The sequence below is a fragment of the Dyadobacter sp. CY343 genome (assembly GCF_021390335.1).
Lineage (GTDB): Bacteria > Bacteroidota > Bacteroidia > Cytophagales > Spirosomataceae > Dyadobacter.
Genome location: NZ_JAJUXK010000001.1, coordinates 495,594 through 512,578, shown reverse-complemented (window position 1 = coordinate 512,578; position 16,985 = coordinate 495,594). Strand labels below are relative to the sequence as shown.

Sequence of the window (16,985 nt, the reverse complement as noted above, 5' to 3'; positions counted from 1 at the left end):
CAAATAAAGTAATTCGTGACAATGACCTGTACCAGTCCGCAGCCCGGGCTGGTATATTTATTTAAGACAAAAAGAAGATTTACCTTCAATAAGCATAAAAATGACAAAATACCTTACGATTTTTCTCCTATCCATTTATTCTATATCCACATTTGCACAGACCGGAAAAATGACGCCGGTTCCTTTAAAGAACGTCAAAACGACCACAGGTTTCTGGCACGACAGAGTTGAAACCGCCCGTACCGTAACCCTGCCCCACGCATTGCATCAATGCGAGGAATCGGGCCGGTTCGACAATTTCGCTGTTGCAGGTGGGTTGAAAGAAGGGAAATTCAGGGGCGCCCGCTTTGATGATTCGGACGTTTTCAAAATCGTGGAAGGCGCATCTTACGTATTACAAAATCACCCTGATCCCAAACTGGACAAATATGTTGACAGCCTGATCACCCTGTTCGCCGCAGCCCAGGAGCCCGACGGTTATTTATATACAATCCGAACGATCAACAAAGACACCACCGGTTCCTACGACTGGATCGCGGGGCCCTACCGCTATTCTTTCGAAAACGGAAGCCACGAGCTCTACAATGTGGGGCACCTTTATGAAGCGGCTGTTGCACACTACCAGGCCACAGGAAAGAAAAATTTATTGAATATAGCTATCGAAAACGCGGATCACCTCGTCAAAACCATTGGGCCAAAACCTGGACAATTAGTAGTAGTGCCCGGCCACGAGGAAACCGAAACTGCATTGATCCGCCTTTACCACGCGACCGGAAAAAAGGAGTACCTCGAACTTTCGAAATTCTTCATCGCGATGCGCGGCCGCTCCGACAAGCGGACATTGTTTCTTGACGAGCACAAACTCGGACCAGCCTATTTCCAGGATCAGGTTCCATTTGTGAGACAGCGCGAAGCAGTAGGTCACGCGGTGCGCGCACAGTACCTGTATGCCGCGGTCACAGATATGTTGATGGTAGAAAACGATGCAAAATACCAGACTGCACTCGATTCGATCTGGCAGGACGCTACTTACAAAAAGCAATATATTACAGGCGGAGTAGGTGCGCGGGAGGATGGAGAGGCATTTGACAAAGCTTATGTATTGCCCAACGACAATGCGTACCAGGAAACCTGCGCGGCAATTGCCAATATGCTTTGGAACCACAAAATGTACCTGAATACAGGAGAGAGCAAATATCTGGACGTTTTTGAGCGGGTATTGTACAATGGTTTTTTAGGCGGAATGTCGGTAAAAGGGAATGAATTCTTTTACGTAAATCCAATGGCTTCCGATGGAAAAAATGACTTCGGAAAAGGAACCGGCGCTGTGCGGAGTTCGTGGTTTGGTACTGCCTGCTGCCCAAGCAATGTATCACGATTCCTTCCTTCAATGCCGGGATATATTTATGCGGTAAAAGATAAGGAGCTGTTTGTCAATTTATTTACAGGAAATGAAGCGACGCTGAATGTAAATGGCAATGCAATAAAACTAACTCAGGAAACCAACTATCCCTGGGAAGGCAAAGTGAAAATATCGGTAAGTCCTGAAAAAACGGGCACCTTTCCAATTTCTGTAAGAATCCCTGGCTGGGCGACCGGACAGGCGATTCCCGGGGATCTGTATACCTACACTGCTGGTCAGCCAAAGCCGGTTACCTTGCTGGTAAATGGCAAGAAAATCGAATCGATTGTTGATAAAGGCTACGTTCGCATTGAACGTAACTGGAAAAAGGGTGATGTAATTGAGGTTAACCTGGATATGCCTGTGCGTCAGGTTATTTCAAGCAAAAACATCAAGACCAATCAGGGAAAAGTAGCGATTGAGCGCGGGCCGGTTTTATATTGCGCGGAAGGTCACGACAACAAAGGAAAAGCATTATCGATCGCTATTGCACCGGATCAAACCTTTACACCCGAATTCAGGAAGGATTTGTTGGGAGGTATTAATGTATTGAAATCACAGGATAACCTCACCCTCATCCCCTATTACGCCTGGGCAAACCGCGGCGCGAACGAAATGACGGTCTGGTTCACCGCAGCGAAGTAAATATTGCATTTACTTCGCCAGGTTCTTCTTCACGGTGTCGAGATCTTTCAGCTCTCCAGCGACAATGACATTGACATCACTTTTCTTGAAAATGTCATTGTCGGACACCAGTTTAGTTTTGAAATATAAAGTAAATGGAATCGACTTTCCTTTCGTAACTACCTGTCCGGCAGCTTTCAGCAGCTTACCCATTTCCACGGTGAGCGGGATCTGATATATTTCGCTGCTTTTCCCCTTCACCTTCGTGGTACCTTTCACGCTGCCTTCTGCGAGCCGCTCCTGCGTGCCGAGACTGACCACGTAAGATGGATCTTCGAACTGAACCGGGAAAGGATTTTGGTTCGAAAATTTCAACTGCAACATTACTTCGGATTTACCTAAACGGAACTTCGTGAGGTCGAAATCCACTATTTCCACCTTCGGCAGCCTGTATAATGGAAGCCTTTTATCCATATCGAGGGTAACTGTATCTTTACCCAAAAAAGGTTTATTCAGTGTAAAACGACCTTCGAAATGGTAGTCGGCACTGTCTTCGCCCTGCTTTGCTTCTGAGTCTCCTTCTGCTTTTAATTTCTTGATTTTCAGCTGCGCCGGCATGCTTACCACCGTACTATCCCGCGACTTGATCAGCAGCGGTTTCGCATATTCATCCTCCACAATAGTAACGCCATTCATTTGAACAAAATAATCGAAGCGCTTGATACCGAGCTCAACCGGCAGTGGGTTGTGAACCAGTAATTTCAGGGAAAGATCGATCGTACTGTCAGTGATATTGGAAATATGCCCGATACCCATTTCAACGCGTGGTTTCAGACCCGAAACTGGATTTGCATTGTCTTTTCTGTAAGCTTTCCACCCGATCCAACCAGCAACAATAAGTACGATAACAACGACGAGAATAATGAGCGGTTTACGATTTTTCATAGAGCGGATTAGATTTCAAAGTACAAAAAGTGGCGGCCCGCCAATGCGAGTCACCACTTTTATTACTATTATAAGTGATTGATCCTAAGAAAGATTCAGCTTTCCGTGGTCACCTCCGTCGGGTGTCGTACCGGTCAGGGCGGCTTTTATCATCGAGAAGAAAACGACCATTTGCGAAGAAGTGGCATCCCAGTAAGCTGCATCCTCGGTTACGACCCGGATCATCACCAGATTGGGATCATCTTTTCCTTCGGGATACCAGGCTTTGGACATTACACTCCATAGTTCTTCTTTTTTCGCCTCATCATTCACCTGCTCCGCATTTCCGGAAATACTCAGGTAAGTGTTGTTCTTGGGCTCAGAATAAATCAAAGTAACCGTTTCTCCATTGTTGGAAGCCGGCTCGGTGTTACGGCTGGCAAAAAACCAGACATTTCCCTCATCATCAATCTGTTGTGTGGTCATCGGTCGCGATTCGATCCGACCGTTTTTGTAAGTGGTATACATACAAAAACGAATGTCTTCAGCCAGCGATTTCAGTTTTTTTATCGCATCCTTATTTTCAAAGTCCTTTTCCATGATTGTCGTTAGTTTGTATTTCAAATCAACTATTTCAAGACTGCTAAAACAACCATTCCATCCCAATCCGAAAAACGAATATTGCTTCAAAAGCGGGCCAGATCCTGGCTGACTTCCGGCTCCCATTTTAATTCCGCGGATGCGAATTCATGTTAGAATTCGAGCCGGTAATTCAATACCGGTATCAGTCCCGTTTGTGTGATCAATTTTATCCGATCTGTTTTTTTATCATAATACTTATCAAATGCATTCAGCCGGTTGGTCGCGTTTTGCAGGTCGAGCGAGATCGTGGATGCGGTGCGTTTTTTATTTCTGGTGTAGCTCACACGCAAATCTCCCCGAAAGTAATGCGGCAGCTGCTCCGAGTAACTTTTAGACCAATCACGTTCAGTCCTTCCTTTTTCGCGCGATTTTTCCAGATCCACCGGCGTGGACATATTCCCTCCTGCCGCCAGCAACTTAATATTCGCCGCAAAAATATTCGTCTTATTTTTCCCGACGCGCCATTCTTTTCCCGCCAGAAAATTCTGCACAAACTTACCATTGAACCGGCTATCCCGTTCCACCCCGTCGCGACCCGTGTATTTGGATTGATATAAGGAAGTAGTGCTCATCAGGTAAATGCCCGCGGTCAGCGATTTCTCGATTGTCAATTCCAAACCATAGCTCCGGCCCGTTCCCTGGCTTACAAGCGAATCGCTCACAAATCCGGAGATTTCGTTCATCAGCGAATTGTGCAAAAGAAATGGGGTAGTCGTATTCGCCGGACCGATCGGGATATGATAGTGATGCTGATAGTAAGTCTCCGCCAATATCCGCCAGCTAGCCGACGGCCGGAATTCGTATCCTGCTACCAAATGCGCGGATTTCATCAGTTTCAGGTTTTTATTGATCAGCTCATCTTTACCATCGCTGGTCTTTATTTGGGTAAAATAGGTTGAGATAGATTCGGTCTTACTATGCAGTCCGGCACCGAAACTAACTGTCGACCTCGGCGCAACCGCCCATTTTAAACCAACACGCGGCTCAATGGAATGCTGGTTATTCAATCCCAAAAGCATCGCATGCAAACCTACATTCATGGTCACATCGGGCGACAGGCGTGATTTCAGTTGTGCGTAAGCCTGAAAAAGCTGCGTATTTCCCTGCTGATCCACATTCTTAACCCAGGAACCTGCTTCGTTATCCTGATCGAAAAGATTGAAATCGAGGTGATTAATAATAGCCCCTACCCGGATCGTATTCCGCGCATTCAGTTTATAATTAAGCAGGGAGGATAGGCGTAAAGTCTGGTTGATGAAGTTTTGCTGAAATGCCGTACCATCTTCTTTATCCACAAAATCCCCGCTTTGGCTGGTCGCCGCGTAAGAAACGATCGTTTCCATGTACGCTTTATTGCTGAGGTAACGCAGGTAGTTTACGCCCACGATACTTCTGTTGGAAGTGAATTTCTCCTTGGTATCCGCATTGTTGATCGTAGTAGTACTGATCCCTCCCATTCCCCAAACCGACACGACCGCTTTTTCGTCATAAGGCAAATACACTTTGAATGCACCATCCTGGAAATCATTCACCGCGTCGCCGCTTACCTGCACGCCGATCTTGCTTAAAATTGACAAAGTTGAATACCTGTAATTCGCCAGGTAAGAAGCGCCGCCTTTGGCTCCGATCGGCCCCTCGGCAGCGAAATCAAGTCCTAAAACGCCCGCCTGCAATGCATATTCGCGTTTTTCATTATTTCCCTTTCTGAGTTTCAAATCAAAAACACCGGAGGTAGCATTGCCATATTCGGCCGGAAATGCGCCGGTCAGAAAATCCGAGTTGCCGAGCACATTCGCACTCAATGCACTGATGCCCCCGCCAGTTGAGCCTTCGGCGGCAAAGTGGTTGGGGTTCGGAATTTCGACACCTTCCATTCTCCACAATAAGCCTTTGGGACTATTTCCGCGGATAATGATCTGATTACCACCATCATCATTAGTAGCAACACCCGCAAACGAAAGCGCCATCCGCGCCGGATCGTTGACCGCAGCCGCAAAACGTTTGGTCTGATCCACAGTAAACGACCGCCCGCTGACGCTTACCATATCGTTTAGCGGCGCGCCCGTTTCTTTTTGCGCTTTCACCACCACTTCGTCCAAAGCCCTGAAAGATTCGGTCAGTTTGAGATTCAGTTCCACCTCTTTACCCGAGCCTACCGATATTTCCTGAAGAAACGCATCGTCGTACCCAATGGAAGTAATTTTGATTGCATGCCGGCCGACAGGCACCTGCGGAATCCGGAAATATCCTTCCGTATCGGTGACTCCGCCCAGAATAGGGTTGAGAGAAGTAATAATTACATTCGCGCCGATCACCGGCTGCTGTGATTCGGTGTCCACTACCCGACCTTTTACAGTTTGCGTCGGCTGTTGACCAAAAGCCGCAACGCCCAACGCGGCGGCAATGAAAGTGAAGAATAAATTTTTCATAGCTAGTTGTTTCGATATTGACAACTTAGCTGAGGGTTACCCTAATTTTTTTTGGGAGGAAGGGGGAAAGGGAGGAAGGAGGAAGGAGGTTTTGGTTATTGGCTATTAGCTAACGGCTAACAGCTAAAAGCTAAAAGCTAAAAACCAACAGCCCCCTCATATGCTCCTTCCCAGAACAAATACTCCATTTCCGTTGCTTTTACGTATGCTTCGGTCATTTTATTTCGGGTTTGTTCGGATGCGGAAGCTGCTAACTGGTCGCAGATATCGAGGGCTTTTTGTACCGAGCGGGCGAAATCTTCACCGGCGTAGGCGTTTATCCAGTTTTGGTAAGGATTGGGGGTAGTTTGATTGGCGTAAATGTAATCGCCGACTTGTTTGTAGATCCAAAAGCAGGGAAGCAGTGCGGCTACTGAAACTTCATAGGATTCGAATGCGCTCGTAGCGAGCAGATAATTGGTATATGCGAAACAGCCTAAACCCTTTCCCGAATCAAATTCAATCGCATATTCTTTAAAATAACCCAAATGCAAAGCTCTTTCTACCAGGATCGCATTTTGAGCAAATTCCAGAAAATCAAGCAGTTCGTGGCTATTCCCCGCCTTAGTCCCGGTCATTGCGAGTGCGCGGGCAAAGTCGGCGAGGTAAAGTGAATCCTGGTAAATATAGTATTTGAATTTTTCGAGCGGCAGGGTAGCTTCTTTAAGCTCCTGGTTAAAAGGGTGTTGCTTTATTTTTTCGTAAATGGGCAGTGCCTGCTCCCAGAGCTGGTCGGTGAACTTGGTCATATTGTTTGCATTGGAACTGGGGAAAATGAATGGTTCAGCGGCCCGGGCCCATTTCCTGTGGTGATATTCTTTCCGGCTTCAATAGCGCCTGAAATGTATTCTTTTGAAAAAATGATCGCCTCAGGCAGGGAATAGCCGGTTGCAATAAATGATGCGATCGCCGAGGATAATGTGCAGCCGGTCCCGTGCACGTTCGGACTCTCGATATATTCACTTTCGAAGATCAGCGTATCTTCATTTTTTTGCGCAAAGATATCGGACAACACCGGCCCTACCAGGTGTCCGCCTTTTAACAAAACCGCATTACAACCCCGGCGGACCATTTCTTCGGCCGCAGCTTTCATGGCTTCCACCGTTTCGATCTGTTTCGAGATCAGTATCTGCGCCTCGTCGAGATTGGGGGTTATTAAATTAACTTTTGAAAAAAGCGCCTCCCATAGAACAGCAACTGTTTCTTCCTGAATCAGCCGGGAACCGCTCGTAGAAACCATTACCGGATCGAAAACGACGAAGCCGGGCTTATACTTTTCAATAATTTCCGAGATCACAAGCGCCACTTCAATGGTATTAACCATTCCGATCTTAACCGCATCCACGGTAATATCTTCGAATACCGCTTCCAGCTGCGCTTTCAGGAAAGCAGGCGGTATTGCATGTATTGCACTCACGCCCAGCGTATTCTGAGCAGTAAGTGCCGTAATGGCCGAAGCCCCGTAAGCGCCCAAGGCAGCGATCGTCTTCAAATCGGCCTGAATGCCGGCGCCTCCTCCGCTATCGGAGCCTGCGATGGTAAGAACGGTTGGATATCGGGTCATGGTGTTTGGAGTGGTCAGGGTGGTCAGAAGTCGTCATTTATTGTCAGGTGTTGTCACTGATAGCCTGGGATTGAAGCATGGATTTCAGGCGGAAAGCGGCTTCGTAGGGGGATGTGGCGCTGCAAATGGCAGATACTACCGCAATCCCGCTCGCGCCATATTGCATCACTGATCCTGCATTGGTCAGATTTATACCTCCTATTGCGATCAGCTGATGTTTACTTTGCTCGCTTATCCTGCGCAATCCTTCCAGGCCCCACGGCGCTTTTGTATCTGTTTTAGTGGGAGTTTCAAACAGCGGACTTACGCCCAGATAGGAAATGTCCCACTGCTCTGCTTCGAGCACATCCCGCTCATTTTCAACCGAAATACCTATAATTTTCTCCGGCGGCAGCATTTTGTTCAATATCTCAAAAGGCAGATCGCTTTGTCCCACATGCACGCCGTCGGCATCTGCCGCCAGTGCCACATCCACCCGATCGTTGATGATCAATGGTACCTGATAAGGCAGCAGGATATCTTTCAGTCGCCTGGCTCTTTCTATAAATGCGCGGGTACCAAGCGTTTTTTCACGCAGCTGCACCATGGTAACACCTCCCTGCACTGCTTCTTCAACCACCCAGAGCAAGTCGCGGCCCAGACAGGCGGCTTCGTTGGTTACGAGGTAGAGCTGAATATTCGTATCGGGAGTTGTCATATTCTAATCGTAATGTTTCAGGATATTCTGATTTTGGCCAGTTCTGCCAGGTGCGCCGGCGTAATTTCGGACAGGCAATCGAGAAATGCAATCTGGAAAGAGCCGGGAGATTTTGCATTCCGGTAAGCCAGTTCGCCGCAAACGCCCATCATCACCGCTGCCGATACTGCCGCTTCGAAAGGATCTGCCACATTTGCTGCAAACGCGCCGGCAATGGCTGTGGCTGTGCAGCCCATTCCGGTTACCTTGGTCATTAACGCCACGCCATTTGAAACAAAAGCGGTTTGATTTCCTCTCACAATCACGTCAATAGCCCCGCTTACGCTCACTACACAATCAAATTTCTTGCTCAGCGCCCAGGCAGCTTCGAGGCTCAGATCTGACGCTGCGGTACTATCCACGCCTTTCGTTTGTACGCTAGCCCCGGCCAGCGCCAGAATTTCGGACGCATTTCCCCGGATAATCGTCGGGGAAGCCACATCGAGCAGCTCGGTCAGCGTTTCGTTACGGTAAGATGTTGCGCCTGCGCCTACCGGGTCGAGGACAATAGGCTTGCCAAGTTGCGCTGCCGCTACGATCGCCGCCTTCATTCCCGCTACCCAGGGGGCAGAAAGTGTTCCTATATTCACTACCAAAGCACCTGCGATCGACACCATTTCCTCTACTTCTTCCACCGCATGCGCCATTACCGGCGAAGCTCCTGCGGCCAGCAAAGCATTCGCTGTATAGTTCATCACCACGAAATTGGTGATATTATGCACCAGCGGGACAGTATTCCTAAGGTTTGAAAGATTTTGTTCTAAATGAAAATCCATATCAATTTTTTTAATCGGACTGATGGAACGGACAAACCAAGGCGCTTTTGGCGGCTGATTTCTGGTTTTGCAATTGAGTAAAAGAACGGGTAGTACATTCCCGGCACGCTTTTTCCTCCAACAGTATCAACTGTGTCAGGTTCAAAGGGTATGAATCTCAGTCCGCATTTCGGACACCCCCAAAGCCATTCTTATTTGCGAAAGTAGTAGTTTTAAGGAGTTATTAAAAAACATTTCATTTAATCAAAAAGCGTAGATTTCTATTTACGGACAACATATAATGATCAAGGCAGCAATATTTGATATGGACGGATTACTTATCGACTCCGAGCCAATGTGGCACCAGGCGGCGAACGAAGTAATGCAAAAAGTGAATTTTAAACTGACAGAGGAACTGAAACTGCAAACAACGGGCTTGTCTATCAAGCTGTTCCTCGATTTTTGTCACCAGATCCAGCCCTGGAACACCCCAAGTTTTGAACAGCTGGAAAAAGAGATCCTTGAAAAAGCGCATAAGCTGATCCTGAACAACGCAACTGCTATGCCCGGCGCAATTGAAATACTGAAAACGCTGAAAGCCGAAGGTTTGAAACTCGCAGTAGCTTCGGCGTCGCACATGGAGCTGATCGAAGGGGTTTTAGAACGGTTAAATATCACTGAATATTTTGATACCTGGCATTCGGGCGAACTGGAAGAATTCACCAAGCCGCACCCGGCGGTGTATCTGACAACCGCCAAAAAGCTGGGCGTGAAACCGGAAGAATGCATTGCATTTGAAGATTCCCACGCCGGGTTACGGTCGGCGCACGCAGCGGGAATGGTGACAATATCGGTACCTGCGGCGGAAGTTTTCAAAGATCCGAAATTTGATATGGCGCATTACAAGATCAGTTCGCTGGAAAAATATATATTGAGCGAAATGTCGGGGGTACCTCAGAATATCCTCGAAAATTAATCCTCTCCTAATCTTCGTCACCCTCCCATGATCGGACTCCGGCATTTCAGTATTATGATCATGATCAGGATAGCTGTGATTATCCTAAGTGTGATCGCATTGGCGTGGCTGGCTGCCAGGCATACCAACGAAATGCTCGTGTATGTGCTCGGGACGATATTCATTTTTGTGCAGGCGTCGCTGCTGTACCAGTATGTGACGAATGTAAACCGCAAACTGACCTACTTTCTTGAATCCGTCCGGTACTCTGATTTCACGATCAATTTCCGCTCGGACAATAAAATGGGCCGGACTTTCAAGGAATTGAACCAGCAGTTCAATGAAGTTTTGCATGCATTCAGGCAGGCGCGGGCGGAGAAAGAGGCGAATCTGCAATACCTGAATACCATCGTTCAGCATATTGGTACCGGGCTGATCACGTTCGATAGTACCGGGCAGGTGAACCTGATCAATAATGCGGCTTTGCGTATGCTGGGTATTTACAGGCTGCACCAGCTGATCGAGCTAAAAGACAAGCACCCAAGACTTTACGAGCTGCTTTCGAATCTCAACAGCGGCGTGCGCGAGCTGTACCGCACACCTTCCGACCAGCCGCTTGCATTGCAGGGCGCCGCGATCCAGCTGCGGGGGATGTGGGTGAGGATTGTGGTTTTACAAAATATTCAAACAGAATTACAGCAGCAGGAAGTGGAATCGTGGCAAAACCTGACGCGCGTTTTGCGTCATGAGATCATGAATTCTATGACGCCGATCGTTTCGCTGGTAGGTACCATGCGGCTGATCGTGAATGAGGATATCGAAAAATCCACGACGGATCAGGAGGCTGTAAATGACTTGAAAGAGGCATTATCGACCCTCGAAAAAAGGAGCAAGGGTATGATGCAATTTGTGAATGCGTACCGCGATTTTACCACATTACCCAAGCCGGTTATAGCAAATAATCACGTAGCCGAGCTTTTACAGGAAGTATTACAGCTGCTGCAAACCGATCTGAACAGGTCGGGCGTGCTTTGGAAATTGTCCGTAAAACCGGAAAACCTGATCGTGAAATCCGACGCGAGCCAGATCCAGCAGGTATTGATCAATCTTGTTAAAAATGCCGCCGAATCGTTTTCCACGCAAACCGAGCGACTCATTACGCTATCAGCCTATCAAACTGACAATGTAGTGATGATAGAGGTTGCAGACAATGGAGACGGTATTGAACCGGAGGCGATTGAGAATATTTTCATCCCATTTTACACTACTAAAAAAACGGGTTCAGGTATTGGATTAAGCCTTTCGCGCCAGATTTTACAACAGCATAACGGCCAGCTCAATGTGGTTTCGGAAGTTGGGAAAGGCACTACTTTCACCCTGGTTTTTTAGTTGATATTACTAAAATTCACTTCCAACCTTTTCCAGCCTTTGCAGGTCTTTCAAAGAAATTAAACAGATCTTATGAAAAAGCTGCTACTGGTCATTTCGGGAATATGCTGCATTTTTTCCTGCAAGAACAATTCGGTTGATAAAAAGGAAAATGGCATTGCCTACAAGGAAACGATCGAAATCAACGATGTGCCAAGAGCCACCCTTACTTTCTTCGATTTCTCAGACGGCCTTTGCCCGGAAGATGTCAACTGTATCTGGGGAGGTTATGCTTTGGTCGATTTGCTATTATCGAGTGTAACAACGGAAGGCGGGATTACCGAACACGTCGAAATGTGCCTGGGAACATGTGGCTTTGTCCGCAAAGATTCGACCGAGGCGCCCCGCATGGTGGGTGACACTGTGCTCAAGTCCTTTGCCGGACAGCAATACAGATTCGTACTTTCGTCCCTGACGCCGGCCCGGAAATCCACGGATATTCTCAAAAAAGAAGATCGCCGGATTATGCTTTCGGTTGAAAAACTATAAGATTACTGCGCCAGCTTGCTCCTTTTGTACCCGTAGCTGAAATAGATTACCAACCCGATCGCCAGCCAGATCGCGAAGATCAGCCAGTTGGAAGAGCCCAGTTCCGTCATCAGGTAGAGGTTTGTCAATATCCCGGCCACCGGTAATATCGAGAAGTTGTATTTGAAACTCATCACTGACAGTACCGCCCAGGTGATCCAGAAAATAATGGTAAGCAGCTTGTGCTCCACTATTTCGGCAGCAGACAATGCAGCCCATTCAGCCACTACTTCCTGACCGTATATGGACAGACCAATAATCGCAACAACTAGCAATATCCCGACCAGATACTTTCCATTCAGATAAGGAACGCGGAATTTGGACTGTGCGGAAATCCCTTTGTGATCCAGGTAAAGTACACCAGCGCACACCAGGATGAATGCAAAGAAGGTACCTACGCTAGTCAGATCGACGAAGAAATCCATCTTGAAAAACAATGCGGGAATACCTACCACAAAGCCTGTGACGATGGTAGCAAAAGAGGGAGTCTGGTATTTGGGGTGGATTTTTGAAAAACGTTTCCACAGCAAACCGTCGCGGCTCATCGTCATCCAGATCCTCGGCTGCCCCAATTGGTAAACGAGCAATGCACTGGTAATCGCAATTACAGAACTTACAGAAATGACGCCTGCCATGAAATCCAGGCCATTTTGCTGGAAAACGAATGCGAGCGGGTCACTTACTTTCAATTCTGTATAATTGACCATTCCAGTCAATACAAGTGTGATCAGTACATATAGAACTGTGCAGATGATCAGACAGTAGATCATCGCTTTGGGCATATCCCGCTGCGGATTTTTACATTCCTCAGCTGTTGTGGAAATAGAATCAAAACCTATAAATGCAAAGAAAACAGCCGCTACTCCGCTCAAAACGCCTTTTGCTCCGTTGGGTGCAAAGGGTGTCCAGTTTTCTGGCTTTACGTAAAATGCTCCCGCGATGATCACTAACAACACCACGCCGATCTTTAAAACCACCATGATATTACTCGCTGTCCTGGATTCGCGGATACCTATATATACCAATGCAGTGATCAGCAGGGTTACGATTCCGGCTGGCAGATTGAGCATAATCGCGAAATCTCCGATCCGTGGCGCAGTTTCATACGCATTCGCAGCGAATCTTTCGTAGGCAGAAAGCTCCGCCACGCCCATAGACTGCATTTTGGCAAATGCTTCCGACGCTGTTTCCTGATTGATCGTGAGCCAGCCGGGTAATGTAATCCCGAAACCTTTGAGCATACTTACAAAGTACTCCGACCAGGAAATCGCGACGACCATATTGGAAACCGCATATTCGAGAATCAGCGCCCAGCCTATGATCCAGGCAAAAAGCTCTCCGAAGGCAACATAAGCATACGTGTAGGCACTACCGGAGACTGGCACTGTACTCGCAAACTGTGCGTAGGATAAGGCAGTGAATACGCAGGCGATCGCGGTGAAAACGAAAAGCAGTGACACAGCAGGACCACCATTGAAACTCGCCAGCCCGATCGTACTAAAAATTCCCGCTCCGACAATTGCAGCTATTCCAAGAGACACCAGATCCCGCACACCGAGTATCTTGGCCAGTCCGCCGTGCTCGCCGGAATTGGCATCTTTCAGAATTTGTTCAACTGTTTTTTTACGAAATAGAGAAGAATTTTGTTTCATGAAGGAGCTGATTTACCTTGTGCAGGAATGCGATAAGTTTGGCTAAAATAATGATATTCTCAACGCATCTCCGAGCCCGTTGCAAATTTGTTTGATTTGGGCTTCTATTTCCGAAGAAAATTCTTGCTTTATAAATGAAACCGAAGAAGATTGTGTTCTCAATCAGATTTGGGCTTACCTGTTCTGTAACAACGATATGAGATTGACCTTCACCACCCTGTTTGTATTACTTTTTGCACCCCTTGCTTTTACACAAAATATCAAAGCATACACGACTGCTCAGGCGCATTCGCATAATGATTACACGAGAAAAAAGCCATTTTTTGATGCTTACGAGCAGCAGTTCGGATCTATCGAAGCGGATCTTTTTTTAGTAGACGACAGCCTGTACGTGGCGCACGATCAGAAAGAGATCAATCGCAAACGGACGTTTGCGGCCTTATACCTTCAACCGATCCTGGAACACACTCAGAAAAACGGTGGCAATATCTACCCGCAGCAAAACGTGCCGCTACAATTGCTGATCGATCTGAAAACATCGGGGCCTGAGACGCTGGCTGCATTGGTGAAATTACTGGACCCGCACAAGCAGATCTTTGCCCCGTCGGGTTCCGTGAAAATCGTGATCAGCGGTAACGTGCCTGCCCCGGCTCAGTTTGGCGAATATCCTTCCTACATTTTTTTCGATGGCCGCCCCGAAAATACCTACACGCCGGAGCAGCTGAAAAGGATCGGGCTGATCAGTCAGTCTTTTCAGAAGTATTCCAAATGGAACGGAGAAGGCCCTTTAACCGAAAAAGAAAAGAAGATTTTACAAAAAGTGATCGGCCAGGTCCACGATTCAGGCAAGAAAGTAAGGTTATGGGCGACTCCTGACAATATCAATTCGTGGCGCACACTCATGTCGATGGGCGTTGATTATCTGAATACAGACAAAGTGAGAGAAATGGGCGATTACCTGCGAACGGCGCCCCGCTAAGCATTATGTAACGCTAACCCAACCCTGCATGTCCTCCGAACAAAGTGCCTCGCTTAAAAAAGTTTTAAAGCCGATCCACCTCTGGGCAATTGCGGTCGGACTGGTTATTTCGGGTGAATATTTTGGCTGGAATTACGGCTGGGGCGTTTCGGGGACGATCGGCTTTCTGATCGCGACGTTGGTGGTAACGCTGATGTACGTCACTTTCATTTTCAGCTTTACCGAGCTTACTACCTCTATTCCGCATGCTGGCGGGCCATTTGCTTATGCGCACCGGGCATTTGGCTGGTGGGGCGGGCTGATCGCCGGTTATGCGACGCTCATTGAATTTCTCGTCACGCCGCCGGCTATTGCTTTTGCATTGGGCAGTTATGCCCATTTTTTGTACCCGTCGCTCGAAGTATTGCACGTTGCATTCGCGTGTTATGGTATTTTTATCCTGATCAATCTGCTCGGTATCAAGGAATCTGCGCTTTTTTCACTGGTCGTGACTTTGCTCGCTGTCGGAGAGTTACTGGTCTATATCGGTATCGTAGCGCCCAGCTTTTCATATACAACTTTCGTGACAGACCCGATGCCATTTGGCTGGCCAGGTGTATTTGCTGCATTGCCCTTTGCGATCTGGTTTTACCTCGCGATCGAAGGCGTGGCGATGGTGGCCGAGGAAGTCGAAGATCCTAAAAGAACGATTTCGCGAGGCTATATATATGGTATTCTCACACTCGTGGTGCTGGCACTTTCTGTGATGATCGTGACCGGCGGCATCGCACCCTGGCAGTCGCTGAGCGAGATCGATTACCCGCTGCCGGCCGCGTTGGGTATCGTGCTGGGGCGGGACAATAACCTGACGCAACTTTTTGCGAGCCTCGGACTTTTCGGACTGATCGCTTCTTTTCACGGAACGATCATCGGCTATTCCCGGCAGATTTATGCATTGGCAAGAAGCGGTTACCTGCCTGCGTTTCTCGGCATTGTAAACCGTCGTTTCCAAACCCCGCACTGGTCACTGATCGCCGGGGGAGTGGCGGGTTGTCTCGCTTTGGTCCTGGGCACGACCGATCAGGTTATTATACTGGCGGCACTGGGTGCGGTGGTGATGTACATGATCAGTATGGCGGCCCTGTTTGCGCTCCGAAAAAAAGAACCGGAACTGGAACGTCCGTTCATGGTTCCCGCCTACCCTTTCTTCCCCGCCGTAGCACTTTTACTCTCGTCCGTGTGCCTGATCGCCATCGTCTACTACAATGTAGTATTAAGTCTATGGTTCTTCTCGGGGCTTATTATAGTTACAATTCTATTCCTGGCAACCGGGCGCCACAAAACGCATTGAGCAATTAAAAAAAGGGCATTTTTATTGAAAAACTTATAAATTTTAACCTGCTATTCCTACATATTCATTGCATCTTTGTCTACCCTCAAAAGCGGAGATAGAATTTTTTGGTCAATGCGCTCTATTAATTCGATAAATACCTGAGTACTAGCTATTTTTAAGACAGTTACCGTAAATCCTAATTAAGTTCACTGTCCAACGCCCGATAACGGGCGCATTTTTTAAAAAAATGAATATTCTAATTGTCGAAGACGATTTTATCATAGCCAGGCACCTTCAATTTCTTTTGAACGGATTCGGTTATGAAGCAAACGATATTGCTACCGATTACCCTACCGCTATCGAGTTGCTGAACAACAAGATTTTTCATCTTGCAGTACTTGATATCAACCTGAATGGCTATCAGACGGGAATAGACCTGGCCGACCATATCCGCGAGACTCTGGGTATTCCCTTCCTGTTCCTTTCCAGCCACGACGATATTGCGGTTGTTAATGCAGCCTTGCAATCCGCTCCGCACGCGTTTTTACAAAAGCCTTTCCAAAAAATTACTGTTTACACAGCCGTGAAGCTGGCGCTGAAAAACTATCGGCTGGCCGCATTGGCAGGCGAGTCGAGCAGCAAAGAAAAGGAGGATACGACGGTGATCAAGGATTCGCTTTTTATCAAAGAGAAGCAGATGTTCACCAAGATCCAGCTTTCAGATATCCTGTACATACGCAGCGACGATAACTATCTGGAACTGCATACAAGAGGTAAAAAATACACCATCCGCGAGACGTTGAAAAACATGCTTCAGCAGTTACCGGCCAATCTGTTTTTCCGGGTACACAAATCATTTATCATCAACCTGGAAGCGATCACAGCGATTGATTATGTACATGTAATGATCAATGACATTGAAATTCCTATTACAAATGATAACCGGAATGAGTTGCTCAGCAAAGTGAAAACATTCTCGTAAGACTGACTATCCGACTATTTTTGGTCGCTTACCC

15 protein-coding genes and 1 riboswitch are annotated in these 16,985 nt (G+C 47.4%); of the genes, 7 read left to right on the top strand and 8 right to left on the bottom strand.

Annotated elements, in window-relative coordinates:
- Positions 1-100: 100 nt before the first annotated feature.
- Positions 101-2,047: a glycoside hydrolase family 127 protein gene (locus tag LZG94_RS02065; protein ID WP_233790317.1), complete on the top strand. Its 1,947-nt coding sequence runs from the start codon at positions 101-103 to the stop codon at positions 2,045-2,047.
- Positions 2,048-2,056: 9 nt separating this feature from the next.
- Here the strand turns inward: LZG94_RS02065 and LZG94_RS02060 are convergent, their stop codons facing one another.
- The 7 genes from LZG94_RS02060 to thiM form a co-directional block, all read right to left on the bottom strand.
- Complete coding sequence (locus tag LZG94_RS02060) at positions 2,057-2,971, bottom strand: LEA type 2 family protein (protein ID WP_233790316.1); 915 nt, start codon at positions 2,969-2,971, stop codon at positions 2,057-2,059.
- 84 nt (positions 2,972-3,055) lie between these two features.
- Entirely contained in the window at positions 3,056-3,550 is a 495-nt protein-coding gene (locus LZG94_RS02055) for a pyridoxamine 5'-phosphate oxidase family protein (protein WP_215233775.1), read from the bottom strand.
- A 152-nt stretch (positions 3,551-3,702) separates the two neighbouring features.
- Complete coding sequence (locus LZG94_RS02050) at positions 3,703-6,021, bottom strand: TonB-dependent receptor (protein ID WP_233790315.1); 2,319 nt, start codon at positions 6,019-6,021, stop codon at positions 3,703-3,705.
- A 137-nt stretch (positions 6,022-6,158) separates the two neighbouring features.
- Positions 6,159-6,809 carry a TenA family protein gene (locus tag LZG94_RS02045; protein WP_233790314.1) on the bottom strand — a complete coding sequence of 217 codons (651 nt, stop codon included), beginning with the start codon at positions 6,807-6,809 and terminating at the stop codon, positions 6,159-6,161.
- Entirely contained in the window at positions 6,806-7,624 is an 819-nt protein-coding gene (gene thiD / locus LZG94_RS02040; protein ID WP_233790313.1) for a bifunctional hydroxymethylpyrimidine kinase/phosphomethylpyrimidine kinase, read from the bottom strand. The genes LZG94_RS02045 and thiD overlap by 4 nt, the downstream gene beginning before the upstream one ends.
- Positions 7,625-7,667: 43 nt before the next feature.
- Positions 7,668-8,321 carry a thiamine phosphate synthase gene (gene thiE / locus LZG94_RS02035; RefSeq protein WP_233790312.1) on the bottom strand — a complete coding sequence of 218 codons (654 nt, stop codon included), beginning with the start codon at positions 8,319-8,321 and terminating at the stop codon, positions 7,668-7,670.
- A gap of 17 nt (positions 8,322-8,338) precedes the next feature.
- A complete protein-coding gene (thiM, locus tag LZG94_RS02030; protein ID WP_233790311.1) occupies positions 8,339-9,136 on the bottom strand; it encodes a hydroxyethylthiazole kinase in 798 nt (265 codons plus the stop codon).
- Positions 9,137-9,231: 95 nt separating this feature from the next.
- A riboswitch (TPP riboswitch) is annotated at positions 9,232-9,327 on the bottom strand.
- An 89-nt stretch (positions 9,328-9,416) separates the two neighbouring features.
- On the opposite strand from thiM, the gene hxpB reads away from it, so the two are divergent.
- The 3 genes from hxpB to LZG94_RS02015 all read left to right on the top strand — a co-directional run bounded on the left by hxpB (position 9,417) and on the right by LZG94_RS02015 (position 11,987).
- Positions 9,417-10,091, top strand: a complete 675-nt coding sequence (gene hxpB / locus LZG94_RS02025) for a hexitol phosphatase HxpB (RefSeq protein WP_215233781.1) — start codon at positions 9,417-9,419, stop codon at positions 10,089-10,091.
- 27 nt (positions 10,092-10,118) lie between these two features.
- Positions 10,119-11,459 (top strand): PAS domain-containing sensor histidine kinase, encoded by a 1,341-nt coding sequence (locus tag LZG94_RS02020; protein ID WP_233790310.1) that lies wholly within the window; start codon positions 10,119-10,121, stop codon positions 11,457-11,459.
- A gap of 72 nt (positions 11,460-11,531) precedes the next feature.
- Positions 11,532-11,987 (top strand): hypothetical protein, encoded by a 456-nt coding sequence (locus tag LZG94_RS02015; protein WP_233790309.1) that lies wholly within the window; start codon positions 11,532-11,534, stop codon positions 11,985-11,987.
- Between the two features lie 2 nt (positions 11,988-11,989).
- Here the strand turns inward: LZG94_RS02015 and LZG94_RS02010 are convergent, their stop codons facing one another.
- Positions 11,990-13,678, bottom strand: coding sequence for an amino acid permease (locus tag LZG94_RS02010; protein ID WP_233790308.1), 1,689 nt, complete (start codon positions 13,676-13,678; stop codon positions 11,990-11,992).
- A 196-nt stretch (positions 13,679-13,874) separates the two neighbouring features.
- Between LZG94_RS02010 and LZG94_RS02005 the strand changes: the two genes are divergently transcribed.
- From LZG94_RS02005 to LZG94_RS01995, 3 genes are all read left to right on the top strand, one after another.
- Positions 13,875-14,657, top strand: coding sequence for a phosphatidylinositol-specific phospholipase C/glycerophosphodiester phosphodiesterase family protein (locus LZG94_RS02005; protein ID WP_233790307.1), 783 nt, complete (start codon positions 13,875-13,877; stop codon positions 14,655-14,657).
- A 28-nt stretch (positions 14,658-14,685) separates the two neighbouring features.
- A complete protein-coding gene (gene eat / locus LZG94_RS02000) occupies positions 14,686-15,987 on the top strand; it encodes an ethanolamine permease (RefSeq protein WP_233790306.1) in 1,302 nt (433 codons plus the stop codon).
- Between the two features lie 229 nt (positions 15,988-16,216).
- Complete coding sequence (locus tag LZG94_RS01995) at positions 16,217-16,951, top strand: LytTR family DNA-binding domain-containing protein (RefSeq protein ID WP_215233787.1); 735 nt, start codon at positions 16,217-16,219, stop codon at positions 16,949-16,951.
- Positions 16,952-16,985: the final 34 nt, after the last annotated feature.